Source organism: Cereibacter sp. Soil_C_27, from assembly GCF_057657095.1.
Window position 1 is genome coordinate 414540 of record NZ_JBDGJD010000003.1, and the last position, 25283, is coordinate 439822.

General features: G+C 68.1%; 21 protein-coding genes. 10 read left to right on the forward strand and 11 right to left on the reverse strand.

The annotated features are described in order from the left end of the window. Positions 1-62 precede the first annotated feature (62 nt). Both AC3A5Z_RS13950 and AC3A5Z_RS13955 read right to left on the reverse strand, forming a co-directional pair. On the reverse strand, positions 63-395 hold the full coding sequence (locus AC3A5Z_RS13950; protein WP_487519951.1) for a hypothetical protein: 333 nt from the start codon (positions 393-395) through the stop codon (positions 63-65). Between the two features lie 77 nt (positions 396-472). Then, entirely contained in the window at positions 473-1012 is a 540-nt protein-coding gene (locus AC3A5Z_RS13955) for a hypothetical protein (RefSeq protein ID WP_487519952.1), read from the reverse strand. 309 nt (positions 1013-1321) lie between these two features. On the opposite strand from AC3A5Z_RS13955, the gene AC3A5Z_RS13960 reads away from it, so the two are divergent. From AC3A5Z_RS13960 to AC3A5Z_RS13970, 3 genes are read left to right on the forward strand one after another with little or no spacing between them, the layout of a single operon-like run. Further along, the gene (locus AC3A5Z_RS13960) at positions 1322-1576 is read left to right on the forward strand and encodes a FeoA family protein (protein WP_487519953.1); all 255 of its coding nucleotides are present in this window, start codon (positions 1322-1324) and stop codon (positions 1574-1576) included. Further along, on the forward strand, positions 1573-3876 hold the full coding sequence (gene feoB, locus AC3A5Z_RS13965; protein WP_487519954.1) for a Fe(2+) transporter permease subunit FeoB: 2304 nt from the start codon (positions 1573-1575) through the stop codon (positions 3874-3876). Before AC3A5Z_RS13960 ends, feoB begins: the two co-directional genes overlap by 4 nt. A gap of 10 nt (positions 3877-3886) precedes the next feature. Continuing rightward, complete coding sequence (locus AC3A5Z_RS13970; RefSeq protein ID WP_487519955.1) at positions 3887-4135, forward strand: FeoC-like transcriptional regulator; 249 nt, start codon at positions 3887-3889, stop codon at positions 4133-4135. On the opposite strand, the gene AC3A5Z_RS13975 is transcribed toward AC3A5Z_RS13970, so the two are convergent. From AC3A5Z_RS13975 to AC3A5Z_RS14005, 7 genes are all read right to left on the reverse strand, one after another. Then, a complete protein-coding gene (locus AC3A5Z_RS13975) occupies positions 4090-4722 on the reverse strand; it encodes a class I SAM-dependent methyltransferase (protein ID WP_487519956.1) in 633 nt (210 codons plus the stop codon). The two genes, AC3A5Z_RS13970 and AC3A5Z_RS13975, sit on opposite strands and share 46 nt — an antisense overlap. 77 nt (positions 4723-4799) lie before the next feature. After that, positions 4800-4943: a hypothetical protein gene (locus AC3A5Z_RS13980; RefSeq protein ID WP_487519957.1), complete on the reverse strand. Its 144-nt coding sequence runs from the start codon at positions 4941-4943 to the stop codon at positions 4800-4802. Between the two features lie 24 nt (positions 4944-4967). Continuing rightward, the gene (locus tag AC3A5Z_RS13985) at positions 4968-5753 is read right to left on the reverse strand and encodes an SDR family NAD(P)-dependent oxidoreductase (protein WP_487519958.1); all 786 of its coding nucleotides are present in this window, start codon (positions 5751-5753) and stop codon (positions 4968-4970) included. Beyond that, positions 5750-6520, reverse strand: a complete 771-nt coding sequence (locus AC3A5Z_RS13990) for an SDR family NAD(P)-dependent oxidoreductase (RefSeq protein WP_487519959.1) — start codon at positions 6518-6520, stop codon at positions 5750-5752. The genes AC3A5Z_RS13985 and AC3A5Z_RS13990 overlap by 4 nt, the downstream gene beginning before the upstream one ends. Continuing rightward, positions 6517-7704, reverse strand: a complete 1188-nt coding sequence (locus AC3A5Z_RS13995; RefSeq protein WP_487519960.1) for a zinc-dependent alcohol dehydrogenase — start codon at positions 7702-7704, stop codon at positions 6517-6519. Before AC3A5Z_RS13995 ends, AC3A5Z_RS13990 begins: the two co-directional genes overlap by 4 nt. Before the next feature lie 9 nt (positions 7705-7713). After that, positions 7714-8358 carry an SRPBCC family protein gene (locus AC3A5Z_RS14000; RefSeq protein WP_487519961.1) on the reverse strand — a complete coding sequence of 215 codons (645 nt, stop codon included), beginning with the start codon at positions 8356-8358 and terminating at the stop codon, positions 7714-7716. 171 nt (positions 8359-8529) lie between these two features. Beyond that, entirely contained in the window at positions 8530-12447 is a 3918-nt protein-coding gene (locus AC3A5Z_RS14005) for an EAL domain-containing protein (RefSeq protein ID WP_487519962.1), read from the reverse strand. Between the two features lie 459 nt (positions 12448-12906). Here AC3A5Z_RS14005 and AC3A5Z_RS14010 point away from each other — a divergent pair, with 459 nt between their 5' ends. Continuing rightward, positions 12907-14073, forward strand: a complete 1167-nt coding sequence (locus AC3A5Z_RS14010; RefSeq protein WP_487519963.1) for an iron-containing alcohol dehydrogenase — start codon at positions 12907-12909, stop codon at positions 14071-14073. A 105-nt stretch (positions 14074-14178) separates the two neighbouring features. Then, a complete protein-coding gene (locus AC3A5Z_RS14015) occupies positions 14179-16221 on the forward strand; it encodes an ATP-dependent helicase (RefSeq protein ID WP_487519964.1) in 2043 nt (680 codons plus the stop codon). Positions 16222-16305: 84 nt separating this feature from the next. Here AC3A5Z_RS14015 and AC3A5Z_RS14020 read toward each other — a convergent pair whose 3' ends face one another. Next, positions 16306-16929, reverse strand: a complete 624-nt coding sequence (locus tag AC3A5Z_RS14020) for an SOS response-associated peptidase (protein WP_487519965.1) — start codon at positions 16927-16929, stop codon at positions 16306-16308. Positions 16930-17008: 79 nt separating this feature from the next. Further along, complete coding sequence (locus tag AC3A5Z_RS14025; protein ID WP_487519966.1) at positions 17009-19450, reverse strand: sensor domain-containing protein; 2442 nt, start codon at positions 19448-19450, stop codon at positions 17009-17011. A gap of 360 nt (positions 19451-19810) precedes the next feature. Here AC3A5Z_RS14025 and AC3A5Z_RS14030 point away from each other — a divergent pair, with 360 nt between their 5' ends. The 5 genes from AC3A5Z_RS14030 to AC3A5Z_RS14050 all read left to right on the forward strand — a co-directional run bounded on the left by AC3A5Z_RS14030 (position 19811) and on the right by AC3A5Z_RS14050 (position 25272). Then, positions 19811-20656: a MurR/RpiR family transcriptional regulator gene (locus AC3A5Z_RS14030; protein WP_487519967.1), complete on the forward strand. Its 846-nt coding sequence runs from the start codon at positions 19811-19813 to the stop codon at positions 20654-20656. 123 nt (positions 20657-20779) lie between these two features. Continuing rightward, positions 20780-21889: an ABC transporter substrate-binding protein gene (locus AC3A5Z_RS14035; protein ID WP_487519968.1), complete on the forward strand. Its 1110-nt coding sequence runs from the start codon at positions 20780-20782 to the stop codon at positions 21887-21889. Positions 21890-21935: 46 nt separating this feature from the next. Continuing rightward, complete coding sequence (locus AC3A5Z_RS14040; RefSeq protein ID WP_487519969.1) at positions 21936-23639, forward strand: ABC transporter permease; 1704 nt, start codon at positions 21936-21938, stop codon at positions 23637-23639. Continuing rightward, on the forward strand, positions 23636-24676 hold the full coding sequence (locus AC3A5Z_RS14045) for an ABC transporter ATP-binding protein (protein ID WP_487519970.1): 1041 nt from the start codon (positions 23636-23638) through the stop codon (positions 24674-24676). Before AC3A5Z_RS14040 ends, AC3A5Z_RS14045 begins: the two co-directional genes overlap by 4 nt. Further along, positions 24673-25272 carry a histidine phosphatase family protein gene (locus AC3A5Z_RS14050; RefSeq protein WP_487519971.1) on the forward strand — a complete coding sequence of 200 codons (600 nt, stop codon included), beginning with the start codon at positions 24673-24675 and terminating at the stop codon, positions 25270-25272. Before AC3A5Z_RS14045 ends, AC3A5Z_RS14050 begins: the two co-directional genes overlap by 4 nt. Positions 25273-25283: the final 11 nt, after the last annotated feature.

Here is a 25283-nt window from a genome sequence, read left to right on the forward strand (position 1 = left end):
CCCCGCGTGCCGGCCAGCGCGGTCTGGGGGAGATGCCGCGCCAGCAGAAACCTAGACCCGGTTCAAAGCGCGCCTTCGCTCCCGGTATACATGACCTGCGCGACCACACCGCTGTTCGAGGACAGGCAGCGCCACGGCGCCTCCGCCCCGGCAACCGTCGCCGTCACCTGCGTATTGGCCTCCGAGTAGAGATAATCGAACACCGCGATATCCGAGGCCGGCCGGTTGGTCTCGCCCGCGATGGCCGCGACGCAGGCATTGTAGGCCGGGCTGTTCCGATCTTCCGCCGTGGGGGCGATGGTCGTCGGCGCGGCAGTTTCTGTGGCCGCGGTGGATTCAAGGCAACCGGCCAGCAGCAAGGGGGAAAGCAGGGAGGTCATCAGGGATGGGCGCATGATGTCTGTCCATTCGCGGTGGGCTCGAGGCAGCATAGGGCGGCGGCGGCCCGCCCCGCTATCCGAAACGCGCAGGTTCACAACCGACCGCCGCGCAGATCGATCAACTCGCCCGTGTCGCGCATCGTGCAGACCATGTGCTCTCGGCCGACGGCAGTCTCGATCTCCCACTCGTGCTTCCCGGGCGAGCGGGCCTTCACGATATGCACCTGATGGATGCCAACGGCGAATTGCCCCGCGACATGCTCGGCACAGCCCTTGTTGGCCATGTGGGGCGCCTGCGCATCGGCCCGTTGCCGACGATGCGCCATGCTGTTCTCCCGCTCCCCATCCCCGGCCTGATAGCCCTGCGCATAGGACGGCGTCCTATTGTCCTCCCAATAGGGATAGCCATGCAGCCCGTCGCGGTAGCCGCGCTCGAACTCCGCCGTCTCCTCGCCATCGCGGGGGGCCTTGCCCTCGTCGTAGTGGTGCTTGTGATGCGCCAGCGCCGCAACACCGAGAATCGCGATAGCGGCGGCGACCTTCTCGCTGTCCGACATCTCGGCCCGCGCGGGGGCGGCGGCGAATTGGGCGGCAACGGCGACAAGGGCAAGGAGCGAAAGCGCAGGCGTCATCCGAGATCCTCCGGGTTCGAGCGGGAGCAGGCCAAGCAGACCTCCCTCAGCTATACGCCGCGCCGGTCCGGCCGGGCTATCCGCAATGCGAAGAGCACGGCGTGCCGCGTGCAACCACTTTGCGACCGTTCGCCGCACTCAGCCAATCCTTCTGCGGCGGCAGCAAGGCTGCGCGCCCCGCCTGCGCCTTCCGAACAGGTCTCCGGTCGCGCCGCGGGAATGCCAGAGCGTCAGCCAGCGGCAATTCACCTCAGCGATTTCCTACCAAAAGACTAGGACACTTGCCCACGAAGCCATTCTGGCGCGGGCATGAGGGGAACGGGTATGGGGGCAAGGCTGGCGGAGATGCGGGTGGGGGCCGTGGCGCGGGTGGCGGGATATGCCGAGGGCGGCGCGGCCTACCGGCAGAAGCTCCTGTCGATGGGGCTCACCCCCGGGACGGCTTTCCGCATGGTCCGTGTCGCCCCCTTGGGCGATCCGGTAGAGATCGAGCTACGCGGCTTCCGGCTTTCGCTTCGCAAGAGCGAGGCCGAGGCACTGCTGATCGAGGAGGGCAGCGCATGAGCGGGCGCAGCATCGCCCTGCTCGGCAACCCCAATTGCGGCAAGACCACCCTCTTCAACGCCCTGACCGGCGCCCGGCAGATGGTGGGCAACTGGCCCGGTGTCACGGTGGAGAAGAAGGTTGGGCAGATGCGGGTCGGCAGCGCCAGTTTCGAGCTGGTGGACCTGCCAGGCACCTATTCGCTCGGCTCCGGCCACGCGGTCTCGATCGACGAGCGGATCGCGCGCGATTACGCCCTGTCCGGCGCGGCGCAGCTGATCGTCAACATCGTCGATGCCTCCAACGTGGAGCGCAACCTCTACCTCACCGTCCAGCTGATGGAGATCGGCGCACCGCTGGTCATCGCGCTGAACATGACCGACATCGCCAAGACCCAAGGAATCGAAGTCGATGCCGCGCGCCTGTCGGAGCGGCTCGGCTGCCCGGTCGTGCCGATCATCGCCGCCTCGGGCAAAGGGATCGAGGCGTTGAAGGCCGAGGTGGCGCGGGTGGCCGGAGCGGACCGCCAGACGCATGAGAAGGTCAGCTATGCGCCGGAGATCGAGGCGGCGGTGGCCGACCTCCTGCCCGCGCTGCGCACCGCGGGGGTGAGGCGGGCGCCGCGCTGGATCGCGCTGGAGCTGCTCGAGGGCGACGAGACCCTGCTCGGGCATTTCCCGCCTCTGGCGGACCGGGTGCCCCATCTGCGGCGGCAGCTCGAGGCGGAGCTCGGCTGCGATGCCGACACGATGATCGCCAGCGGTCGCTACGACCGGGTGGCCGAACTGACCGAGGGTGTCATCCACCGCAGGGGCACGCTGGGGCACACGCTCTCCGACAGGATCGACCGGCTGGTGCTGAGCCGGGTCTTCGGCATCCCGCTGTTCCTTGCGGTGATGTATCTGATGTTCATGGTGACCATCAATCTCGGCGGCGCCTTCATCGACCTCTTCGACATCGCGGCAGGCACGATCTTTGTCGAGGGCACGGCGCATCTCCTGCATCTGGCGGGCAGCCCCGACTGGCTGACCACCCTCCTCGCCTCGGGGATCGGAGGCGGCGCGCAGACGGTGGCGACCTTCATCCCGGTGATCGCCTGCCTGTTCCTCTTCCTCTCTGTGCTGGAGGATTCGGGCTACATGGCGCGGGCGGCCTTCGTGATGGACCGCTTCATGCGGATGATCGGCCTGCCCGGCAAGAGCTTCGTGCCGCTGATCGTCGGCTTTGGCTGCAACGTGCCCGCCGTGATGGCGACCCGCACGCTGGAGCATCAGCGCGACCGGACCATGACCATCGCGATGACCCCCTTCATGTCCTGCGGCGCGCGGCTGCCGGTCTACGCGCTCTTCGCCGCCGCCTTCTTTCCGGTCAATGGGCAGAACCTCGTCTTCCTGCTCTACCTGATCGGCATTGCGGCAGCTGTCTTTACCGGCTTCATGCTCAAGCGCACCCTGCTGCCGGGGGCAAGCTCGCCCTTCGTGATGGAGCTGCCGCCCTATCACCTGCCGACGCTGAAGGGCGTGCTGATCCGCACATGGGACCGGCTGAAAGCCTTCGTGCTGCGCGCGGGGCGGGTGCTGGTGCCGGTGGTGGCGGTGATCGCCATGCTGAACTCCTGGGGCCGTGACGGCAGTTTCGGCAACGAGAACAGTCGGAACTCGGTGCTCGCCGGGATCGGGCAGGCGCTGGTGCCGGTATTCGAGCCGATGGGCATCCGTGACGAGAACTGGCCCGCAACCGTCGGCATCTTCACCGGGCTTCTGGCCAAGGAGGCGGTGGTTGGAACGCTGAACGCGCTCTATGCCGGGCTGGCCGAGGCGCCGCGCGCCGAAGCTGCGCCCGGGTTCGACCTCTCCGCGGGGCTCGCCGAGGCATGGGGCACGGTGGGCACCAACTTGGGCAGTCTGGCCGAACGGCTCGCCGATCCGCTGGGCCTCTCCGTCGGAGATCTTGCCCGGCCGGATGTCGCCGCTGAGGAACAGGGGGTGACGGTCAACACCTTTGGCGCGATGCGCGGGCTCTTCGACGGTCAGGCGGGCGCCTTCGCCTATCTGTTGATGGTTCTGCTCTATGTGCCTTGCACGGCAGCGATTTCCGCGATCTGGCGCGAGGCTGGCTGGCGCTGGACGCTCTTCGTCAGCGGCTGGACCTTGCTGATGGGCTGGGGCTCGGCGGTGCTGTTCTACCAGACCGCAATCTTCACCCGGCATCCGGCAAGCTCAGCCTCCTGGATCGGGGGCATCCTTCTGGCCTTCGCCCTGACCATCCTGCTGCTGCGCCGCATCGGCCGGGCGGGCAGCGGGCTTCCGGTGCCGGGTTGAGAGGGCCGGCATGCTGCTGAAGATCCGCGCCCTGCTGCAGGAACGCCGCCGCGTCCCGCTGACGGACCTCGCGCTGCATTTCGGCCGGGAGCCCGAGGCGATGCGGGCCATGCTGGGGCATTGGGTGACGAAGGGGCTGGTGCGTCTGGCGACCGCCGACACCAGCCGCTGCGCCGGCTGCGCGGGGTGCAGCGCCGGGGCGGGCGGCGAAGTCTATGAATGGATCGGGCCGGAGGCGAGTCTTCGTGCGACGATATAGGGCGCGGCACTGCTGCTTCCAAACCTGAGATCGGCCTCGATCACGAAGCCCGCAGCACGGATGGCCCGGCGCAGGCTCTCCGCGCGCAGCTTCCGCGCAGGCGGGAACAGGCCGAACAGCCGCAGGAGCGGCATCAGTAGCCGGAAGCGCCAGCTCATCTCGGCAAAGCACCACGTCTTGCTGATGAAGAGCCCGCCGGGCTTCAGCGCCTCGTGAATGTGGATCAGCGTCCGCTCCATTTCCGGCACCAGATGCAGGATATGGAAAGCGCAGATGGCGTCATAGGGCGCGCCATCGAAGGCCTGCCCGACATCGGCAACGGCGAAAGTCACGCCGGGAACGCGGGGCTTTGCCGCCGCGATGCGGATCATCTCGGGCGCGCCATCGGTCGCCCGCCACGCGGCCACCCGCCCGCCGAGGCGGAGCGCTGTCGTGCCGGTGCCGCAGCCGATCTCCAGCACCCGGTCCTCGGGTGACAGACGCTGCGCCAGATCCTCCAGCATCGCCTCGTAGGCCGCCGCATCGCGGACGGGCCGCGCGGCGTAGCGCTCAGCCATCCGGTTCCAGAAGGCAAGGTTTTCGGTCATCGCATTCCCCGTCACTGCCGCGCGCGCCTACCCTATGCCGGATCGCGCGATGGCGGACTGTGACAGGGTCACGCCCGTCAGGGTTTTTCCACCTGCCGGGCCGGGTTCATGCTGTCGAACTCGTCCGGCGTATGCGGCGAGCCCTCGTGCTCGGCCTGATCGTGATGCTTCGGCGGCTCGGGCGGGCGCTTTTCCTTGGCGGGTTTCGGCGTGTTGGGCATGGCTTGTCCTTTCGGGAAGGGGCGTCAGCCCCGGGATTTGGGGTCGGGCTCGGCCCCCTTGCGGTGGATCTGCGCCAGCACGCTCTGCGGCACGAGACCCGAGAGCATGGCGATCACCTTGCTGGTGAAGCTCGGCACGACGCCGCGCTCGCCGGCCATCATCGCGTCATAGCCCGCACGGGCGACGGTGGTCACATCGTCCTTCGGCTTCTCGGTGATCGGTGCATCCTGCAGGTGATTGCCCTCGCGGGTGAAGATCCGCGTCTCGGTCGGGCCGGGCATCAGACAGGTCAGCGTCACCCCGCCGTCGCGCCACTCGTCCTGCAGCGCATAGCTCAGGCTGTCGAGATAGGCCTTGGTCGCGTCATAGACCGCATCGAAGGGCCCGGGGACGAAGCCGCCGATGGAGCCGGTGACGAGGATCCTGCCGCTGCCGCGCTTGTGCATCTGCTTGCCGACCCGGTGCAGCAGGATCGTCGTCTGGGTGATGTTGAGCGCGATCAGCCGGTCGATGTCGCGCCACGACTGGTCATGGAAGGCCTCGCCCAGAGCGCGGCCCGCATTGGCACAGAAGAGGTCGATGTCGCGCCCCTCGATCGCCTGCCAGAAGCTGTCCACACCCTCGCGCGTCGCGAGATCGACCTGAATCACCTCCACCGCGCCGCCCAGACGGCCCAGCTTTTCCGCCGCCGCCTCGATTTCCGGCTCGTCGGCGCAGATTACGATGGCATAACCGTCCTCGACGGCAAAGCGTGCGAGCTCATAGCCGATGCCGCTGGAGGCGCCGGTCACCACCGCCAGTTTGGTCATGCCGCATCCTCCGGCTTGGCCATGCGACGATGCAGGGCGGCAAGCACGCTGTCGGGCACGACGCTGGACAGCGTCGCCTGCACCTTGTTCATGAAGCCGGTAGTGACGCCGGACGATCCGGCGAGCATCGCCTTGTAGCCCGACCGCGCCACCATCGCGGGGTCGTCCTTGTCAGCCTTGCCGACCGGGGTCTCCAGCATGTCGGCCCGGTCGAAGAACTCGGTCTCGGTAGGGCCGGGCATCAGACAGGTGACGGTGATCGCCGTATCGTTCACCTCGTTGCGGATCGCCCAGCTCAGCGTGTCGAGATAGGCCTTGGTGGCATTGTAGACCGCCTGATAGCTGCCCGGCATCAGCCCGGCGATGGATCCGGTGATCAGGATCCGCCCCTCGCCGCGCAGCCGCATCTTGCGCACGCTACGGTGCAGAAGCTGCGTCGTGCCGGTGACGTTGAGCGCGATCACCGTACCGATATCGTCGAGATCCTGATCGAGGAAGGCATAGCCGAGCCCCCGCCCGGCATTGGCCATCAGGTAATCGACCTCGCGGCCCGACATGGCATCCCACAGCCGGTCGAGCCCCTCGCCGGTGGAGAGGTCGGCCACCACCGCGGTCACGGTGATGCCCGGCCGCTCCAGCGAGCGCGCGACCTGCTCGATCTGCACCTCGTCGGCGCAGAGGATCAGGTCGCAGCCGTCTTCGGCGGCGCAGCGCGCAAGCTCCAGCCCGATGCCGCTGGAGGCTCCGGTGATGACGGCGAGGGTCATGCCGCGACCTGCGTGCCGGGCTTGAGGATCACCTTGGTCCATTCGTTCTGGTTGTAGCGGAAGTTCTTGTAGCCGCGCGCCGCATCCTCCAGCGGCAAGCGATGCGAGATCAAGAAGGTGGTGTCGATCTCGCCCTCGCCGATCCGGCGCAGAAGTTCTTCCTGATACTTCTGCACATGGGTCTGGCCGGTGCGGATCTGCAGGCCTTTCTCCATCATCGCGCCCAGCGGGAACTTGTCGACGAACCCGCCATAGACCCCGGGAATCGAGACCCGCCCGCCCTTGCGCACCGCGAGGATCGCCTCGCGCAGCGCATGGGCCGAGTCGGCCCCGATGCCGATGTTCTGCTTGATGTTGTCCATCACCGTGTCGGGGGCAAAGCCGTGACTCTCCATCCCGACCGCGTCGATCACCGCATCCGGACCGTGGCCGCCCGACATCTCCATCAGCGCCTCGAGCACATGGGTGCGCTTGAAGTCGATGATCTCGGCGCCGAGCTTCTTCGCCAGCGCCAGCCGGTTCGGATATTCGTCGATGGCAATCACCTTGCCCGCGCCCATCAGCAGCGCCGACTGGATGGCAAAGAGGCCTACCGGCCCGCAGCCCCAGACGGCGACGGTGTCGCCCGGCTCGATGTCGCAATTCGCAGCCCCCATCCAGCCGGTCGGCAGGATGTCCGACAGGAAGAGCACCTGATCATCCTCCAGCCCTTCGGGAATGACGATCGGACCCACATCGGAAAACGGCACGCGGACATATTCCGCCTGCCCGCCCGGATAGCCGCCGGTCAGATGGGAATAGCCGAAGAGAGCCGAGAGGGAATGGCCGTAAAGCGGCTCGGTCAGATCCTGCTTCTCGGCAGGGTTGGAGTTGTCACAGGCCGAGAACTGGAGCTTCTGGCAATGGAAGCAGTGGCCGCAGGAGATGGTGAAGGGCACGACGACGCGCTGGCCCTTCTTCAGTGTGGATTTCGGCCCGACCTCGACGACGCGGCCCATGAACTCGTGGCCGAGGATGTCGCCGGAAAGCATGCCGGGGATGACACCGTCATAGAGATGCAGATCCGAGCCGCAGATCGCGGTGGAGGTCACCTCGATGATCGCGTCGCGCGGGTTGATGATCTCGGGGTCCGGATGGGTGTCCACGCGGACGTCGTGCTTGCCGTGCCAGGTAAGTGCGCGCATGTCGCCTCCTCAGGAGTTGTGGTTGCGGGAGGTGGCGATCTCGCCGGCCTCCATCAGCATCTTGAAACGTTTCAGCTCGCGCCGGCCCTGGATCGAGGGATCCGCCTGGAACAGCTTGGCGATCCAGCGCCCGGCCTCGCCGAGCGGCGGGTTGTAGGCGATCAGCGCCTCGACCTCGGTGCCGCGGCCCGCAGGCGCATCGCGGAAGGTCACGCGGCCCGCCGCCTCGATCTCCGAAGCGGGCGTGCTGCGCCAGACGATCATCTCGCCCTCGCGCTCCTCGACGATGCGGGTCTCCAGCGACATCGGCCGGTCGCCGGGCCCGAGCAGCTGCCATTGGGCGGTGTCGCCCTGCAGGGTCACGCTGCCCACGCTCTGCATGAAGCGCGGCAGGTTGTTGAAGTCGCGCCAGTAGGCGAAGAGCTCGGACCGCGGCTTGGAAATGGTCACGGTGCGTCCGGCGACCTTGCGGGCCGGGCCACCGCGCTTGGTGGTGCGCGAGGGGGCGTCGTCGCCGGGGCGGTAGGCGACCTTGTTGCGGGTGGCCTCCTGATAGACGGAATAGCCCACAACCCCCGCCAGCGCGCCGATCCCCAGCGTGAGCCAGAGCGTCTGGCGGTCACGAAGGTCTGGCAAGTGATCGATCTGCTTCATTGCGTCGCTCCTTGTCGAAGAAGGTATTGGGCTCGGCAACTGGTGGGGGGGAGAATGGTTCCGACAGGCTGCGGCGGGCCGTCTCTGTCGTCGCGGAAGGGCTTGTGCGATCCGGGCAGCCGAAACAGCCCCGCCGCAGCGAGGCCCGCCGGTCGCGCGCACCGCACGTCCTCAAACGGCGAGCAGCATCGGCGGGTCGGTTTCGGGGCTCTCTTGGATCAGCCGCAGGAAGTCGGCCTGTTGCAGCGGGCGGGAGAAAAGATAGCCCTGGAAGGCCATGCAGCCCTGCCCGCGCAGGAATTCGAGCTGGCGCGCGGTCTCCACCCCCTCGGCCACGACGCGCATGTTCATGGTCTTCCCGAGGCTGATGATCGAGGTGACGATGGCGCAGTCGCGCTGGTTCTCCGGCGTGTCGCGCACGAAGGAGCTGTCGATCTTGATCTCGTCGAAAGGCATCTTGCGCAGCCGGCTGAGCGAGGAATAGCCGGTGCCGAAATCGTCAAGCGAGACGCGGATACCGTAGCTGCGCAGCACCTGCAGCTTGGCCGCCGTCACCTCCAGCTTGCCCTCCAGCACGCTCTCGGTCACCTCGATCATCATCCGCCGCGGATCGGCGCCCGAGATGCGGATGGCATCGAGGAAATGCGGCACGAAATCGTCCTGACGCAGCTGCTGCACGCTGACGTTGATCGACAGTTTCATGCCCCGCAGCTCCGGCGTCTCCGCCCAGACCGCCACCTGACGACAGGCCTCGGCGATCACCCAGCGCCCGATCTCGACGATCAGCCCCGAGCGTTCGGCCAGCGGGATGAAATCGGCGGGTGCGATCAGCCCCAGCTCCGGGTGCCGCCAGCGCAGCAGCGCCTCGGCGCCATAGGCGCGGCCGCGCGGATCGACCTGAGGCTGATACCAGAGCTGCAGCTGCCCGGTCTGGGCAGCGGCGCGCAGATCGGCGATCAGCGCCGCATTCTCGCTGCTCTGGTCATGGATCTCGGCGTCATAGACGGCGTAGGTGTTCCGCCCTGCCTCCTTGGCGCTGTACATCGCCACATCCGCCTGCCGCAGCTGCTCGTTGATGTGCAGGCTGTCGTCGCAATAGAGCGCGATGCCGATGCTGGCGCTGGAGAACACCGTCACCTCGCCCAGATCGATGGGCTGGTGCAGATCGGCAATGGCGCGCTCGGCAAAGAGGACGGCGCGGGTGCGGGCCTCGGCGGCGCTCGGCCCCAGATATTGCAGGATGACGACGAATTCGTCGCCGCCCAGCCGGGCCACGAAATCCTCCGGCCCCAGCAGCCGGCCGAGGATCTCGGAGACGCGCATCAGGAACCTGTCGCCCGCCATATGGCCATGCACGTCATTGACCAGCTTGAAGTTGTCCATGTCGAAGAACAGCAGGGCGCCATGCTTGCCCGAGCGCAGCGCATTCTCCCGCGCCTCGTTCAGGTTCTCGAGGAACATCCGCCGGTTGGGCAGGCCGGTGAGCGAGTCGAAGAAGGCAAGCTCGCGGATCTGCGCCTCGGCACGGCGGCGTTCTGAGACGTCGCTGCCCACCTTCAGGATCGAGATCGGCTGCCCGTCATTCGAGCGGATCAGCGTCCAGCTTTCCTCGACATAGATTTCGGCCTCCCCGCCCGAGGCGCGCTGCGCGAACTCCCGCACGACCTGCTCGGAATGGCCGACCTCGTTGAAGACTTCCGCAAGCTCGGCGGGATCGCTGTAGAAGCGGGCGATGTCGGTGCCGATCGCCTCGGTCATCGGCAGGCCATAGAGCGCCTCGGCGCCTCGGTTCCAGAAGCGGATGCGCCCGTCGAGATCGAAGACCATGATGGCCTCCTTGGCGTGATCGAGAAGCTCCGCCTGCTCGCGCAGCATCTTGTCGGCATCTTGCCGCTGGATCTCGGCCTCGACTCGCGCGAGGAAGACCTGCAGCAGCGACGACATGGCATGCGTGCGCTTCACCGGCTTGCGGAACAGCGCGAAGAGAAAGCCGATGGGCTTGCCCCCCGCCCCGGTCAGGCGCCCCCCGATATAGGCCTCCGCCCGCAGGTCGCCGATCCGCCCGGCCCCGGCGAAGAGGCTCTGAAGATCGCGGGGCACGGCGCATTCCTCTTCGGTCAGCAGGTTCTCGCAGGGCGAGCCGTTGATCTCGTAGGTGAAATTCTCCTGCGGCTTGCCATCGACCAGCACGGCGAGCGAGGTCGCCGTCTCGCCATCCGGGTTGATCCGGGCGATGCAGACCGCATCCGCCTCGAAACCCCCGGCCAGCGCGCCCAGCATCTTGTGGAAGAAATCCTGCTCGCCGACGCTGGCGACAGTCGCCGCCATGCCCTGCATCGCGGCCTGCATCTGCTTGCGCTTGGTCAGATCGTGGAAACCGCCCACGATATGTGTGACCTTCCCCTCGCTCCGGATGAAGGCGGCCTGCGACAGGGCGAAGCGCAGCATCCCCGACCCGTCGGCATAGCGGAACTCACGGCCCCAGGACACGGCGCCCGAGCTGACCGCACGGCGGAAGCTCTCCACCGTGCTGTCGCGGTCCTCGGGGTGGATCGTCGCGATGAAGCTGTCGAGATCGCTGACCACCAATGCACCCAGCCCGCCGGCATCGCGGGCCGAGCTGAAGCTGAAGCTGAGGCGGCGGGTCGCCATGTCGACCTGCCAGACCACATCGTTGGTGACGCGGGCGATGGCCCTGAACTTCTCTTCGTTGCGGCGGGCGGCGCGGGCCTGCTCGTGGAGCTGCGTGACGTTCTGCGCTGAACCCTCGATCCAGATCGCCCCATCCGCCCCGCGCTTGCACTGGCCGGAGATCTGGATGTCGTGCAGCGCGGCCTCGGACGGCGCAGCTCCGGCCCGGATGACCAGCTCGAAGGGCCGACCGCTGCGCAGACAGCGCCGCGCCTCGCGCGACAGGGCGCGCAGGTCGGGCCGCTGGATGGCGGACCGCAGCCTGGCCAGCGGCACCGGCTCCATCACCGGCAGGTCAAGCAGCGCGGCCACAGCGCGGCCCACCAGCACCGTCCCCGTGGCAGGCTCGAAGGACCAGGCAGCGAAACCCGCGATCTCGCCCGCCTGATCCAGAAGATGTTCGTAGCGATGCAGCACCTCGAGATTGTCGATCTCCGCCGTGGCATCCTGCGCCACCAGAAGCCGCCGCGCATCCTCGTCCGGCCGACTGCAGCCCGGCAGGAACAGACGCAGGAACCGCTTCCGTCCGCCCGAGACATGCGGGATCACCGTCTGGCGCAGGCTGTCGGCCCCGGGGGCGGAGCCGTCCTCAGGCGCTCCCTGCGCCGCAAGCTGCGGGAAGACCGCTTCCAGCGTCGCCCCCACGACCTGACCCGGCCCCTGCCCCACCAGCCGCAGGAAGCTGTCGTTGACAGAACCGATCACCCCCCCCGCGTCGAGGATCGCGATGCCGATGTCTGCATCCTTGAAGGCGGTCTTGTAGGTGCGCTCGATATCCTCGCGAATGGTCTGGTTCTTCAGCAGCGCCCGCCGCCAGAAGAAGATCAGCGACAGCGTGGTGACGGTGGTCAGACCGATGGCACTGACAAGGATGAAGAGATAGGCCCCTACCGTCTTGCGGTGGATCTCGAGCTGCGCGCGGCTAGCCTTGATGATCGCCGCCGCCTCGACGCGCACGCTGTCCTGCAGCTTGCGCCCCCGGGCAAAGGCCGCGCGCCGCTCCTCGGGGGTAATGATCCCTTCGTCGAGCCTGGCGACGAAGTCTTCCGCATTGCGGATGCGCCGATCCACCAGCTGCTCGAACGCCCCCAGATCCGCGAGCAGGGCAGCGGGAACCGCATCGGGCAGATCGTACCCCTGTTCGATGCCGCGCCGCGCCTCCGTCAGGGGCCGCAGCAGTTCCGGCTCGAGGATCAGCGTATAGCCCCTTCCGGCAGTCTCGGCATCGGCCGAAAACTGCAGCAGACGCTTGGTCTCGAGCTCGGTCTGCAGCAGGGCTTCGATGCGGGTGTGATAGACGTTCACCTGCGTCACGAAATACAAGATCGCGCCGGCGAAGAAGGGAAAGATCACGAAGGACGCGGTAAGCAACTGCGCCGAAAGGGACAGGGACTTCACGGCCGGGATCTTTCCGCCGGCAGCAGCGGATCCGCAGGAGATGCCTTGAAGTCTGTCGGGGTCTTGAGCGGTGGCATCTGAGGGCGGCGTCCGTCGAGCTAGGGGCGAGGTCCGGGGAAAGCCGGGAGGAAAAGCGGCAGATCCGGGGGCTCCCGGCTACCAGACGAGGAGCGAGATCACCTTGCCGGCAAATGCACCGGCTCAGCGGATGTCACGGAAGTCATTGGCATATACTGTTACCGTTAACAGCCCGGCTGCCGTTTGCGACGTTTTTGATGCGAAAAACGACGCAGCCCAAACCGCCTTCAAAATGTGATCGATCCGCCTCATCTCCGGCACGCGCGGCATCCCTGGATGCGTCGGGCGCCGCTCGGGTTGCCGGCACCGCGGGGCTCCGGCAGCCTCCGCCGCGATCCTTTTTCCTCGACAGCCCGAACGGCGTTTGTCAGGGTCGGCGGCATGGGACAGACCTCCGACTTCGCCTTCAACACCACGCCTTCCGTAATCGTGTCGCCCGGGGCGGCGGGCCGTATTGCCGGTCTGGCGGGCCCGAGGCTCGGGCGCTCGATCCTCTTCGTCACCGATCCGGGCCTGAGGCGGCTCGGTCTCTGCGATCCGGCCATCGCCTCGCTCGGCGCCAGCGGCGCCGATGTGACGGTCTTCGATGCGGTGGAGGCCGACCCCTCGCGGCAGACCCTGATGGCAGCGGTGGACTGCGGGCGCGCCGCTTCGGCGACAGGGGTCGTGGGCTTCGGTGGCGGCTCCTCGCTCGACGTCGCCAAGCTCGCGGCGCTGCTGCTCGGTTCGGGCGAGGATCTCGACGCGGCCTGGGGGGTCGGACAGGCCAAGGGCCCGCGGCTGCCGCTGGTTCTGGTGCCGACGACGGCAGGCACCGGGTCGGAGGTGACGCCGGTCGCGATCATCACCGTGGGCGACGAGGAAAAGCGCGGCGTCTCCTCGCCCATCCTTCTGCCCGATGTCGCCCTGCTCGACGCAAGCCTGACCACCGGCCTGCCGCCCGAGATCACCGCGGCGACCGGCGTCGATGCGATGGTGCATGCCATCGAGGCCTATACCTCGCAGAACCCGAACAACAATCCGATGTCGCGCATGCTGGCGCGGCAGGCGCTGCAGCTCCTGGGCGGGCACATCGAGCGGGTGGTCACCGACGGCGCCGATCTCGAGGCGCGGGGGGCGATGCTTCTCGGCTCGATGCTGGCGGGTCAGGCCTTTGCCAATGCTCCGGTTGCCGCCGTCCATGCCCTCGCCTATCCGATCGGCGGCAGTTTCCACATCCCGCACGGGCTCTCCAATGCGCTGGTGCTGACGCAGGTCATGCGCTTCAACGCGCCCGAGGCAGCGCCGCTCTATGCCGAGATCGCCGCGGATGCCTTCCCCGACCTTGCCCGCGTCGCGATGCCCGAGCGTTGCGCCGCCTTCATCGACGCGCTGGAGGCGCTGATGCAGCGGCTCGCCCTGCCGCGCCGGCTGCGCGACGTGGGGATCGGCGAGCAACACCTTGCCAAGATGGCCGCCGATGCGATGAAGCAGCAGCGCCTGCTGATCAACAACCCGCGCCCGGTGACCGAGGCGGACGCGCTCGGGATCTATCGCGCGGCGTGGTGACGTCGCAGCCGGATGGCCGGAATGCCGCTCAGCCTCGCCAGCAATTTGTTTCCATTTCGTTCCCGCCCCGGTAAACTGCCCCGACGAAGCGGCAGAGGGCGCGGCATGGCGGTGGCGACATATCTCGACAAGCTCAACGACCGGCAGCGGGCGGCGGTGGAGTTCGGGCTGGACGGGCCGGATCTGCCGCCGCCGCTTCTGGTCATCGCCGGGGCCGGCTCGGGCAAGACCAGCATGCTGGCGCATCGGGTGGCGCATCTGTTGGTCAAGGGCGCCGATCCGCGCCGCATCTTGCTGATGACCTTCTCGCGCCGCGCTGCCACCGAACTCACCCGGCGGGTGGAGGGGATCACCCGGCAGGCGACGGGCACGCCGGTCGCCGCCGAGGCGCTGAGCTGGAGCGGCACCTTCCACGCCATCGGCGCGCGCATCCTGCGCGAGCATGCGCTGGCGATCGGGCTGCATCCGGATTTCTCGATCCACGACCGCGAGGACAGTGCCGACCTGATGAACCTCTGCCGCCACGAGCTCGGCCTGTCGAAGACCGAGAGCCGCTTTCCCGCCAAGGGCACCTGCCTCGCGATCTACTCCCGCGCCGTGAATGCCGAAGAGCCGCTCCCCGTGGTGCTGCGCGACCATTTCCCGTGGTGCGCCGGATGGGAGGCACCGCTGAAGCAGCTCTTCGGCACCTATGTCACGGCGAAGCAGGCGCAGAACGTGCTGGATTATGACGATCTTCTACTGGCCTGGGCGCAGGTGATGGCCGACCCGGGATTTGCCGCGCATCTGGGCGCGGCCTGGGATCATGTGCTGATCGACGAGTATCAGGACACCAACCGTCTGCAGGCCCGCATCCTGACGGCTTTGAAGCCGGACGGGCGCGGGATGACTGTGGTGGGCGACGATGCGCAGTCGATCTATGCCTTCCGCGCGGCGGATGTGCGCAACATCCTCGACTTCCCGGCGAGCTTCGCCACCCGCGCCGATGTCATCACGCTGGAACGCAACTACCGCTCCACCCAGCCGATCCTCGCTGCCGCCAATGCCGTGATTGCGGGGGCGTCCGAGCGCTACAGCAAGGATCTATGGTCCGACCGCGCCTCGGCGGCAAAGCCGCGGCTGGTGACGGTGGCCACCGAGGCGCTGCAGGCTCGCTTCATGGTCGACCGCATCCTCGCGGATCGCGAGACGGGGCTGCACCTGAAGGATCAGGCGGTGCTGTTCCGCACCTCCAGCCGTGCGGTGCAAATCGAGGTGGAGCTGACCCGGCGCAACGTGCCCTATGTGAAGTTCGGCGGGCTGAAGTTCCTCGACAGCGCCCATGTGAAGGACCTGCTGTCGATCCTGCGGCTGGCGCGCAATCCTCGCGACCGGGTGGCGGGCTTCCGGGTGCTGCAGCTGATCCCCGGCATCGGCCCCCGCGCCGCGGGCCGCATCCTTGAGGCGCTGGATCTCGCCGCCGATCCGAAGGCGGCCTGGGCCGACGTCTCGCCCCCGTCCCGGGCCGGCGCCGACTGGCCGGGCTTCGTTTCGGCGATGCAGACCGAGGCGCCCTGGCCCGCCGCCATCGGCCTTGCCCGCGCCTGGTACGAGCCGCATCTCGACCGCATCCACGAGGATGCCGACGCCCGCCGTGCCGACCTGCTGCAACTCGAGCAGATCGCGGCCGGTCATCCATCGGCCGAGGCCTTCCTGACCGAGCTGACGCTCGACCCGCCGGACGCCACCAGCGATCAGGCCGGCGTGCCGCTGAAGGACGAGGATTACCTGATCCTTTCGACGATCCACTCGGCCAAGGGGCAGGAATGGCGCTCGGTGCATATCCTGAACGCGGTCGACGGCTGCATCCCCTCCGACCTCGGCACCGGCACGACGCGCGAGCTTGAGGAGGAGCGCCGCCTGCTCTACGTCGCCATGACCCGGGCGAAGGACCAGCTGACCCTCGGCCTGCCGCTGCGCTTCTACGTCAGCCAGCAGACGCGCAACGGCGACCGCCATGTCTATGCCACGCGCAGCCGCTTCATCCCGGCGGCGATCCTCGACCGCTTCGAGGCGGTGAGCTGGTCGCCCCCCGTGGCAGAAGGCGCCACCCGCCCCGCCCCAGCCCCGATCGACGTGGGCGCGGCGATGCGCGCCATGTGGAGTTGAGGGGCAAAAGGGCGCAAGCCGTCGCGATGGTTTTTTCCGCCTGGGCCCGACTTGGGGTCGCGCGAGGTGGGGTAGAACCCCACACTACGCCTCCTGCAGCATCCTTGCGGGCAGGGGCCGCTGCAGCCCGCGCGCATCGCCCCATGGCGCGGTAAGCCAGCGATCCCAGTCTTCCGGCTCGGTCAGAATGACCGGCATCGCCTTGGGATGGGCCGGCGCGACCTCCGCATTCGCCTCGGTGGTGAGGAAGCCGAAGAGATCGTCCGTCGTCTCGCCCTCCGCGAGCTTGCGCACCGAGGTCCAGCGGGTCCAGATCCCGGCGAAGAAGGCGGGGCGGTCTCCCCTGAGCCGGAACCAGACGTTGCTCCGCCCGGGCTGGCGGCTGTCGGGTTCGGCAAAGGTGGTGAAGGGCACAAGGCAGCGGCAGTCGGGGCCGAGCCAGCGGCGCCAATGCGGCGACTGGGTGTTGCGGATGTTGGTGACACCCCGGTCGGTCTTCTTGCCGATCAGGAACTGCGGCGGTGTCGGCATGCCCCAGCGCGCCATGACCAGCGCCCGCCCTTCCGACTGCTGCCGGATGACCGGCGCGCGGTAGTCGGGATAGATCTCGGGCTGAGGCGCGAGATTGCCCGTCAGATCGACCAACGGCAGGTCGAAGAGCTGGCGCATCGCATCCTGCGACTTGGTCTGGGAATAGAGGTTGCACAAGGGCTGCGGCTCCTTCGGTCGGAACGAGGCGCCAGCATGGCGGATGGCCGCCGGATGGCAAGCCGCCCGTTGCGGCAAGTCACCGCGCGCTGAGGCAGCGTGGCAGGATGACCGGCACCTCCAGATGCACGCGTTCGAACTCCTCGGCATCGACCGGCCTGCCGGTCCAGAAACCCTGAACCGCCTCGGCGCCATGATCCGCCAGCCAGTCGAGTTCCGCCTTGCTTTCGACCCCTTCCGCCACGACCTGCAGCTTCAGAGCATGGGCCATGGCCAGCATCGCGGCGACCAGCGGCGCGTCTCGCTCCGGCTGCGTGGTCAGCCCGTTGATGAAGCTGCGGTCGATCTTCATCACGTCGACCGGCAGCCGCTGCAGATAGCTCAGCGAGGAATGGCCGGTGCCGAAATCGTCGATCGCCACCGAAATGCCGGCGTCGCGAAGCTGCTGCAGATTGCTCAAAGCGGCAGGCAGGTGGTCGAGCGAGGTGTTCTCGGTGATCTCCACCCCGAAGCGGGCGGGCGGGATCGCATGTTTCCTCAATCGGTCGAGGATGTAGGAGGCCATGCCGTCGAGCCGCAGGCTGAGCGGCGAGATGTTGACCGAGATCTTCAGCTCATGCTCGGTCGCGCTCCACCTGGCGAGCTGCGTCGCGGCGAGGTCGATCACCATGCGGTCGAGCATGCGGATCAGCCCGGCGCCTTCGGCTGCCGGTATGAATTCGCTCGGCTCGATGTCGCCACGCTCTGCGTCGTGCCAGCGCAGCAGCGCCTCGGCCCCGATCAGCCGCATGCCGTCGAGCGCGAATTGCGGCTGATAGAGCAAGCGGAAGCCCTTCTGCTCGATCAGGCTCTGCTGCAATGCCCGCGTCAGCCCTGCCTGCCGCACCATCGCGACCTGCATCGCGCTGTCGAAGCGCGTGACCTCGTTGCGTCCCGCCGCCTTGGAGTGGAACATGGCGATATCGGCATTCTGAATCAGCTGATCCGCCGTCTCGCCATCGCCCGGTCCGACCGCGAGGCCAATGCTGGCCGTCACCGAGATGCGTTCCTGCTCCAGCACGAAGGGCGCGAGGATCGCCTCGCGCAGCCGTTCGGCCAGCCTGAGCCCCGCCAGCGCTCCGGTGTGCGAGGCGATCACCACGAATTCGTCGCCACCGATCCGCGCCAGCCGCGCCCCACGCGAAGAGACCTCCGACAGCCGGAAGGCGACCGCCGCCAGCAGCGCGTCGCCCACGGCATGACCCAGCGTATCGTTCACCGTCTTGAAGTTGTCGCAGTCGATGAAGATCAGCGCCAGCGTCTGCCCGGCAGCCCGATGCGTCTCGAGCTCCCGCCGCAGGACGTCGAGCAGCGAAGCCCGGTTCAGCAGCCCGGTGAGACTGTCGCGGGGCGCGGCAAGCTGCAATGATCGCTCCGCGTTCTTGCGCCCGGTGATGTCGCGCTGCACGGAGATGAAGTTCGTGCAGTGCCCCGCCTGATCGAAGACCGGCGACAGGCTGATCTCGACCCAGTAGGGGATGCCAGCCCGGGTGTAATTCACCAGCTCGACCCGGGCATGGCTGCGCAGGCGGATCGCCTCGTGCAACCTGTCCAGGTCTGGCCCCTCCGTGTTCGGCCCCTGAAGCATCTTCGGCGTCTGGCCGATGAGCTCCTCGGGGTGGAAGCCCGTCAGGCGCTGCACCGCGTCGTTGACATATCTGATGCGGTTGTAAGGCCCATCGCCCATAGGCTCCGCTTCGGTGATCATCACCGCGTCATTCAGCCGCGAGACCGCCAGATCGATCAGCCGCCGCTGTTCCTTGGCACGCATCTCGTCGCTGACATCGCGGAAATAGAGCGCCATGTTCTCGCCGCCCGGCTGGACGGTGAAGGACAGCGACCGCTCGGGCGAGCCGAGACAGAGCGTGAAGCGCTGCACCCCACCCTGCAGCCGCGCCTCGCGCAGCACGACCTCGAGCCGGGTGCCGACAAAGTCGGGAAACTCCGTCCAGAAGATGCGGCCCTCGAGCTCCTCCCGGCGGCGGTCAAGCAACGCCGCCGCCGCCGGGTTCACGCAGCAGAGGCGCCAGTCACGGTCGATCAGCAGCAACCCGTCGGACATGCCGATCAGCATCGACTGCAGCCCCTCGGCCAGATGCGCCGCAGACGGGGATTCGTGGTTCGCGGAGCGGGCATCGCCGCCCGTCCCGATGGCCAGATCCCGCACCGTCACCAGCCGGGCAGGGCGGCCCCCGAACTCGATATCTCGCGACACGACCTCGGCGGCAAACTCCGTCCCGGTCTTGCGGCGGTGCGTCTGTGCCATGGCGGCAGCGCCCGGCTCGACCGCGCCGGAAGCGCCGATCTCAGGCAAGGTCAGGCCAAGAAACTCGTCCCGGCTGTATCCGTACTGCACGAGCGCCGCATCGTTCACCTCGACGACGCGCAGGCTCTCTGCGTCGTGAATCCACATCGGATGCGGATGGTCTTGAAACAACCCTGCAGCGGCGCCGACGGAAAACCCGGTCTTCTGCATGGTCATGGTCGGCTCCTTGCTAAGGACGCCACCGTGGAGCCGTCGCACCACGATTTCGCCCCGTCGTCGGCCAGGAATGCGGGGGAGACGTCCGCGCATTCACCTAAAGGTTGAATGGTTGATTCTGCGCTGTTGGTTTATCGCAATCGCCGCCTGCGAGGCCAGTTCCTTTTCTTGAAATATCAATCGGATCTACCTGATCTTCTTCTTGACCCGCCTCGGCAGCGGGCCTGGACCGGGCTGGCGGTGGCGCACCAAGCTGATGGGGCCGGGATCGCCAGCCGATCCGTCTTCTCGCGCCGAGGCAATCGGCCTGACCGATGGACAGGCACAGGCGCCCGGGTCAAGATGGCGGAGGATGGTCGGGTGACGAGGCAGATGCAGGACATTATCGGGCGAATTCAGGCGCTTTCCGCGCAGTTGACGCAGACCGAGCAGCGGCTGGTCGCTGCGCTCGTTGCGCATCCGCGCGAGGTGGCGCTCGGCACCTCAGCCGATTTCGCCGCACGTGCCGGAGCGCATGAGGCGACGACTTCGCGCTTTGCCCGCAAGCTGGGGTTCGAAAGCTACGCCGCCTTCCGCGACCAGCTGCGCCGCGAATACCTGCAGTCCTCCGACCCGGCCGAGCGGCTCTCGGCAACGCTGGAGCGCAGCGGCGGCGATCCGCTGGCCGGGCTCATCGCCAGCGAGACGGCAGCCATCGCGGCGATCCGCGACCATCTCGACGCCGCCCGCCTGAAGGACGCCGCCGCACTGATCGACCGGCCGAGGCTGTTCCTCTTCGCCCAAGGGAACGCCACGGTGCTGGCCGAGATGACGGCGCGGCGGCTCCGGCGGATGGGGGTGCAGCCGATCCTGCTGACCGGCAGTGCCCGCGATCTGGCGGAGCAGGCGCTGGCCATGGGTGCCGGGGATGCGCTGCTGCTCTTCGCCTTCCGCCGCCAGCCCCGCGCCTATGCGGCGCTGGCCACCCTCGCGCGTGAGCAGGGCGCGGCGACGCTGGCGATCTCCGACACGCTCGGCCCGGCGCTGAACCCCGCGCCCGATTTCCTTCTCTCGGCTCCTCGCAGCAGCGGCGAGGGCGGGCTGCAGACGCTGACCGTGCCGATGCTGATCTGCAACGCGCTCATCCTCGCCTTGGGCGAGCGGCAGAGCGATACCGCACTGGCGGCGCTGTCACGGCTCGGAAGCCTGATCGAGCGCTTCGAATAAGCGGGGCGAGCTGCACGGTGAGGCGGCAGCAAACATCTTTGCAAGATTACTTGCATGTCATACAGATGTTGCAAGAATCCCCTACACAGCCGCCATCGCACCCTGATCCGAAAGGTTTTGCTCATGCGCTCGTCCCTCGCTTCCGCGATCGCGCTTCTCGCCCTGGCTGCCCCGCTCTCCGCCCAGGACCTCGACAGTCTCGACACCGCAGCCCTGCTGCCACGCGCCGAAAAGACCGTGACGGTCTATGCCTTTACCAGTCGCATCGCCCGTGTCGAAGAGGCTTTCGAGGCCGCCTATCCCGGCATCGACATGGTCTCCTTCGACATGTCCTCCACCGAACAGATTGCCCGCATCACGAGCGAGGCGCAGGCCGGTCTGCCGGGGGCGGATGTGGTCTATATCTCCGACGCGCCGGTGGTGCTGACCGAACTCCTGGAGAAGGGCCTCGTCGCCCCCTATGTGCCGCCGCGGCTGGAAGGCCTGCTCGACGAGACCTTCCGCAGCCCGCTGCTGGCGCAAAGGCTGTCGACGAAGGTGCTGATGTACAACGAGGAAAGCTATCCCGACGGCGCGCCGGTCGATACGCTTTGGGATCTGACGAAGCCCGAATGGGCCGGGCGGGTGATCATGGTCGATCCGTTGCAGCGCGGCGACTATCTGGATCTGATGACCGAGGTCGTGCTGCAATCCGACGCCATGGCCGCAGCCTACCAGACCGAATTCGGCACGCCGATCACCCTCGGCGACGGCATCGCCAATGCCGGAGAGCAGTTCATCGCCGATCTCTTCGCCAATGATCTCGTGCTGGTCGGCTCCACCGACGACGTGAACGCGGCCATCGGCGCCCTCGGGCAGAAGGCCGCGCCGATCGGCTTCACCTCCTACTCCGACCGCCGCGACAACGAGGACGAGGGCTGGGCGCTGCAGGTGGCCAACGAGATCGCGCCGGCCAACGGCATCGTCTTCCCGGCACTGCTGGCGGTCAATCCCAATGCCGCCAATCCGGTGGCAGCCCGGCTCGCCATCGACTTCCTGATGGGCGACGACAGCGAGACCGGCGGGCCGGGCTTTGCCCCCTTCTACGTCGCGGGTGACTGGGCGACGCGCGGCGACATCGCCCCGCATCCCGATGCGATCCCGCTCGACGCGTTCAACGGCTGGGTCATCGATCCGGCGGCGACCGCCGAGATCCGGGCCGATGTGGCCGACCTGATCCTGACGCTGCAATGACCTCACGGGCGGCGCCCTCGCGGCCCTGCCCCACCCGGATCCCGCAATGACCCATCTCCTGCGCCGCCCCGGCCTCTGGCCGACGCTGGCAGTTCTCGCCCTTCTCGTCGCTCTGGTGGCGGCGCCGCTTGCCACGATCCTCGCCGACACCTTCGGCAGCCCCGCATGGGGCGAGGTTCTGGCGAGCAGGCTGTCGCGCAACCTGCTCTGGCGACCCCTCGGCACCACGCTGCTGATCGGCCTCGCCGTTGCGGCGGGCTGCCTCGTGATCGGCGGCTTCCTCGCCTGGCTCGTGACCATGACCGATGTGCCGCTGCGCCGCGCGATCGGCTTCATGGCGACGCTGCCCTTCATGATCCCGAGCTTCGCCACTGCCCTCGCCTGGGGCACGCTGTTCCGCAACGGGCGCACCGGCGGCAGCGCCGGGCTGCTGCAGGGCATGGGGCTCGACGTGCCGGACTGGTTGGCCTGGGGGCTCGTGCCGGTGATCCTCGTGCTGATCGCGCATTACTACGCGCTGGCCTTCACCGTCATCGCCGCGGCGCTTTCCAGCGTGAACGGCGATCTAGTCGACGCCGCCGCCATGACGGGCGCATCGCGCCGCCGCATTGTCACCGGGATCATCATGCCGGTGGTGACGCCTGCCCTGCTGGCGGGCGCCTCGCTGGCCTTCGCCGGGGCCGTGTCGAACTTCGCCACCCCCGCCCTGCTCGGCCTGCCGGTGCGGATGCAGACCCTCTCCACCCGGCTCTTCGGCATGATCGAGATCGGCCAGACCGAACGCGGCTATATCCTCGCGATCCTGCTGATCGCGGTCTCGGCGCTGTTTCTCGGGCTCGGCAACCGGCTGCTGTCCGGGCGGCGCAATTTCTCGACGATCACCGGCAAGGGCGGGCGTGGCCGCACGATGGCGCTGGGAAGCGCGCGCTGGCCGCTCTGCGCGCTGGCCCTCGCCATCTGCCTCGCCACGACCATCCTGCCGATCCTGCTGCTGATCGCCGCCAGCCTCGCGCCGATGTCTTCCGCTCTCTTCGCCGACTGGACGCTGCATTTCTGGATCGGCGAGGCCGACCCCGCCTTTGCCCGCGGGCAGGCCGGGATCTTCAACAACCCGCATCTGCTGACCGCGCTCGGGGTGACGCTCGGTCTCGGTGTCGCGGTGGCCCTAGCGGCCAATGCCATCGGGCTTCTTGTCGCGGTCAGCACCACGCGATGGCGCCTGCCGTTCCTGACCGGCGCCGCGACGCAGCTCTCCTTCCTGCCGATGCTGCTGCCCGGCATCGCCTTCGGCGCCGCCTATATCGCGCTCTACGGCGCGCCCATCGGCCCCTTCCCGGCGCTCTACGGCACGCCGCTGCTGCTCGGGCTGGCGCTGACGGCAGCGATGCTGCCCTTCGCGGTGCAGACCGGGCGAGCCACCGTCGCGCAGATTTCGGGCGAGATCGACGAGGCGGCGCGCATGACCGGCGCGGGCTTCCTGCGGCGGATCGGAGCGATCACCCTGCCGCTCGCCAGCCGCGGGCTGATCGCCGGGATGCTGCTGACCTTCGTCAGCGTCATCGGTGATCTCGCCATCGTCGTGCTGCTCTACACCCCCACCACCCCGGTGCTTTCGGTGCTCTCCTACCGCTATGCCTCCGACGGTTTCCACCAATTCGCCAATGCGGTGACGCTGGTGATCCTCGCCCTTTCGATCGCCGCGACCCTCGTCGCCAATCTGCTGCGCAAGCGGCAAAGGACCTCGTCATGATCCAGCTCGACCAGCTCAGCAAATCCTTCGGCAGCGGCGCGCCTGCGGTCGATGGCGTCAGCCTCTCGGTGCCGGAGGGCGCATTTCTCGTGCTGCTCGGTCCCTCGGGCTGCGGCAAGAGCACGATGCTGCGCATGCTGGCGGGGCTAGAGAGCCCGACGCAAGGCACGATCCGCTTCGGCAAGACGCTGGTGGCCGATGGCGCCCGCGGCCAGTCGCTGCCCGCCGACAAGCGTGGCGCGGGGCTGGTGTTCCAATCCTACGCGCTCTGGCCGCACATGACGGTGGCGGGCAATGTCGACTGGCCGCTGAAGGTCGCGGGGCTCGATGCCGCAGCGCGCAGGGGGCGGGTGGCTGAGGCGCTGGCCTTGGTCGGCATTGCCGATCTGGCCGGGCGCTACCCCTCCGAGATCTCGGGCGGTCAGCAGCAGCGGGTGGCGCTGGCCCGGATGATCGCCCCGCAGCCACGGATCATGCTGTTCGACGAGCCGCTCTCCAATCTCGACGCCACGCTGCGGGTCGAGATGCGGCACGAGCTGGCGCGGCTTCATGCGGCGACGGGGGCGACGGCGGTCTATGTGACCCACGATCAGGTCGAGGCGATGACGATGGCAACCCATGTCGCCGTGCTGAACCGCGGCCGGATCGAGCAGTTCGGCCCACCGCACGAGCTGCTGGCGCGCCCCGCCACCGCCTTCGTCGCGCGCTTCATCGGCACGCCGCCCGCCAACCTGATCCCGGTGCGCGACGGCGCGTGGCTGGGCCGCCTGCCCGACGCGGCGCTGCGTGGCGCGACCGGGCATGCCATGGTCCGGGCCGAGGAGTGGCGCCTTGCCCCGCCCGGGCCCCGTAGCCTGCCCGCGACGCGGGTCGAGGTGGTGCCCATGGCGGGGCGGCTGGTCGTCACCTGCCGGATCGACGACCAGCGGGTGACGGTGATCGCCGATCCCGCGGAGCCGCTGCCCAACACGCTGCATCTTGCACTTCCCGCCGCCCCGGCGGCGCTTTTCGACACAGAAGGAAACCCCATCCCGTGAAACGCCTGATCCTTGTCCGCCATGGCGAGACGGAATGGAATGCCAACCGCCGCCTGCAGGGCCAGACCGACATCGCCCTCAGTGACCGGGGCCGCGCACAGGCGCGTGCACTGGCGCCGCTGGTGGCAGGGCTCGCGCCAGATCACGTCGCCACCTCCGACCTCAGCCGCGCGACCCAGACGGCAGCCCTGCTCGGCCATCCCGACGCCCGGCGCGAGCCGCGGCTGCGCGAGCAATCGCTGGGCGACTGGAGCGGGCGCGACATCGCCGCGATCCGCGAAACCGCAGGCACGGCCTATGCCGAATGGCGCGCCGGTCGCCTGACCCCGCCGGGCGCCGAGCCGTGGCAGGAGTTCCGCAACCGCGTCCGCACAGGCGCCGAAGCGGCTCTCGCCGCAAGCCGGATCACGGCGCTCGTCGTCTGCCACGGCGGCGTCATCCGCGCCGCCCTCGACGCGCTGATCGGCCTCAGCCCGGCGCAGATCATCCCGGTCGGTCCCGCCAGCCTGTCGATCCTCGCCGAGGACGATGGCCGCTGGCGGCTCGAGGCCTTCAACGTCACCGGCGGCGCGCCTGTGCTGAACGCGCCGGACTAGGCGACGAAGGG

What these genes read in the sequence shown, in the direction of transcription:
- AC3A5Z_RS13950 (WP_487519951.1), bottom strand. Translation starts at nt 395, where the DNA reads ATGCGCCCATCCCTGATGACCTCCCTGCTTTCCCCCTTGCTGCTGGCC.
- AC3A5Z_RS13955 (WP_487519952.1), bottom strand. Translation starts at nt 1,012, where the DNA reads ATGACGCCTGCGCTTTCGCTCCTTGCCCTTGTCGCCGTTGCCGCCCAA.
- AC3A5Z_RS13960 (WP_487519953.1), top strand. Translation starts at nt 1,322, where the DNA reads ATGAGGGGAACGGGTATGGGGGCAAGGCTGGCGGAGATGCGGGTGGGG.
- feoB (WP_487519954.1), top strand. Translation starts at nt 1,573, where the DNA reads ATGAGCGGGCGCAGCATCGCCCTGCTCGGCAACCCCAATTGCGGCAAG.
- AC3A5Z_RS13970 (WP_487519955.1), top strand. Translation starts at nt 3,887, where the DNA reads ATGCTGCTGAAGATCCGCGCCCTGCTGCAGGAACGCCGCCGCGTCCCG.
- AC3A5Z_RS13975 (WP_487519956.1), bottom strand. Translation starts at nt 4,722, where the DNA reads ATGACCGAAAACCTTGCCTTCTGGAACCGGATGGCTGAGCGCTACGCC.
- AC3A5Z_RS13980 (WP_487519957.1), bottom strand. Translation starts at nt 4,943, where the DNA reads ATGCCCAACACGCCGAAACCCGCCAAGGAAAAGCGCCCGCCCGAGCCG.
- AC3A5Z_RS13985 (WP_487519958.1), bottom strand. Translation starts at nt 5,753, where the DNA reads ATGACCAAACTGGCGGTGGTGACCGGCGCCTCCAGCGGCATCGGCTAT.
- AC3A5Z_RS13990 (WP_487519959.1), bottom strand. Translation starts at nt 6,520, where the DNA reads ATGACCCTCGCCGTCATCACCGGAGCCTCCAGCGGCATCGGGCTGGAG.
- AC3A5Z_RS13995 (WP_487519960.1), bottom strand. Translation starts at nt 7,704, where the DNA reads ATGCGCGCACTTACCTGGCACGGCAAGCACGACGTCCGCGTGGACACC.
- AC3A5Z_RS14000 (WP_487519961.1), bottom strand. Translation starts at nt 8,358, where the DNA reads ATGAAGCAGATCGATCACTTGCCAGACCTTCGTGACCGCCAGACGCTC.
- AC3A5Z_RS14010 (WP_487519963.1), top strand. Translation starts at nt 12,907, where the DNA reads ATGGGACAGACCTCCGACTTCGCCTTCAACACCACGCCTTCCGTAATC.
- AC3A5Z_RS14015 (WP_487519964.1), top strand. Translation starts at nt 14,179, where the DNA reads ATGGCGGTGGCGACATATCTCGACAAGCTCAACGACCGGCAGCGGGCG.
- AC3A5Z_RS14025 (WP_487519966.1), bottom strand. Translation starts at nt 19,450, where the DNA reads ATGACCATGCAGAAGACCGGGTTTTCCGTCGGCGCCGCTGCAGGGTTG.
- AC3A5Z_RS14035 (WP_487519968.1), top strand. Translation starts at nt 20,780, where the DNA reads ATGCGCTCGTCCCTCGCTTCCGCGATCGCGCTTCTCGCCCTGGCTGCC.
- AC3A5Z_RS14040 (WP_487519969.1), top strand. Translation starts at nt 21,936, where the DNA reads ATGACCCATCTCCTGCGCCGCCCCGGCCTCTGGCCGACGCTGGCAGTT.
- AC3A5Z_RS14045 (WP_487519970.1), top strand. Translation starts at nt 23,636, where the DNA reads ATGATCCAGCTCGACCAGCTCAGCAAATCCTTCGGCAGCGGCGCGCCT.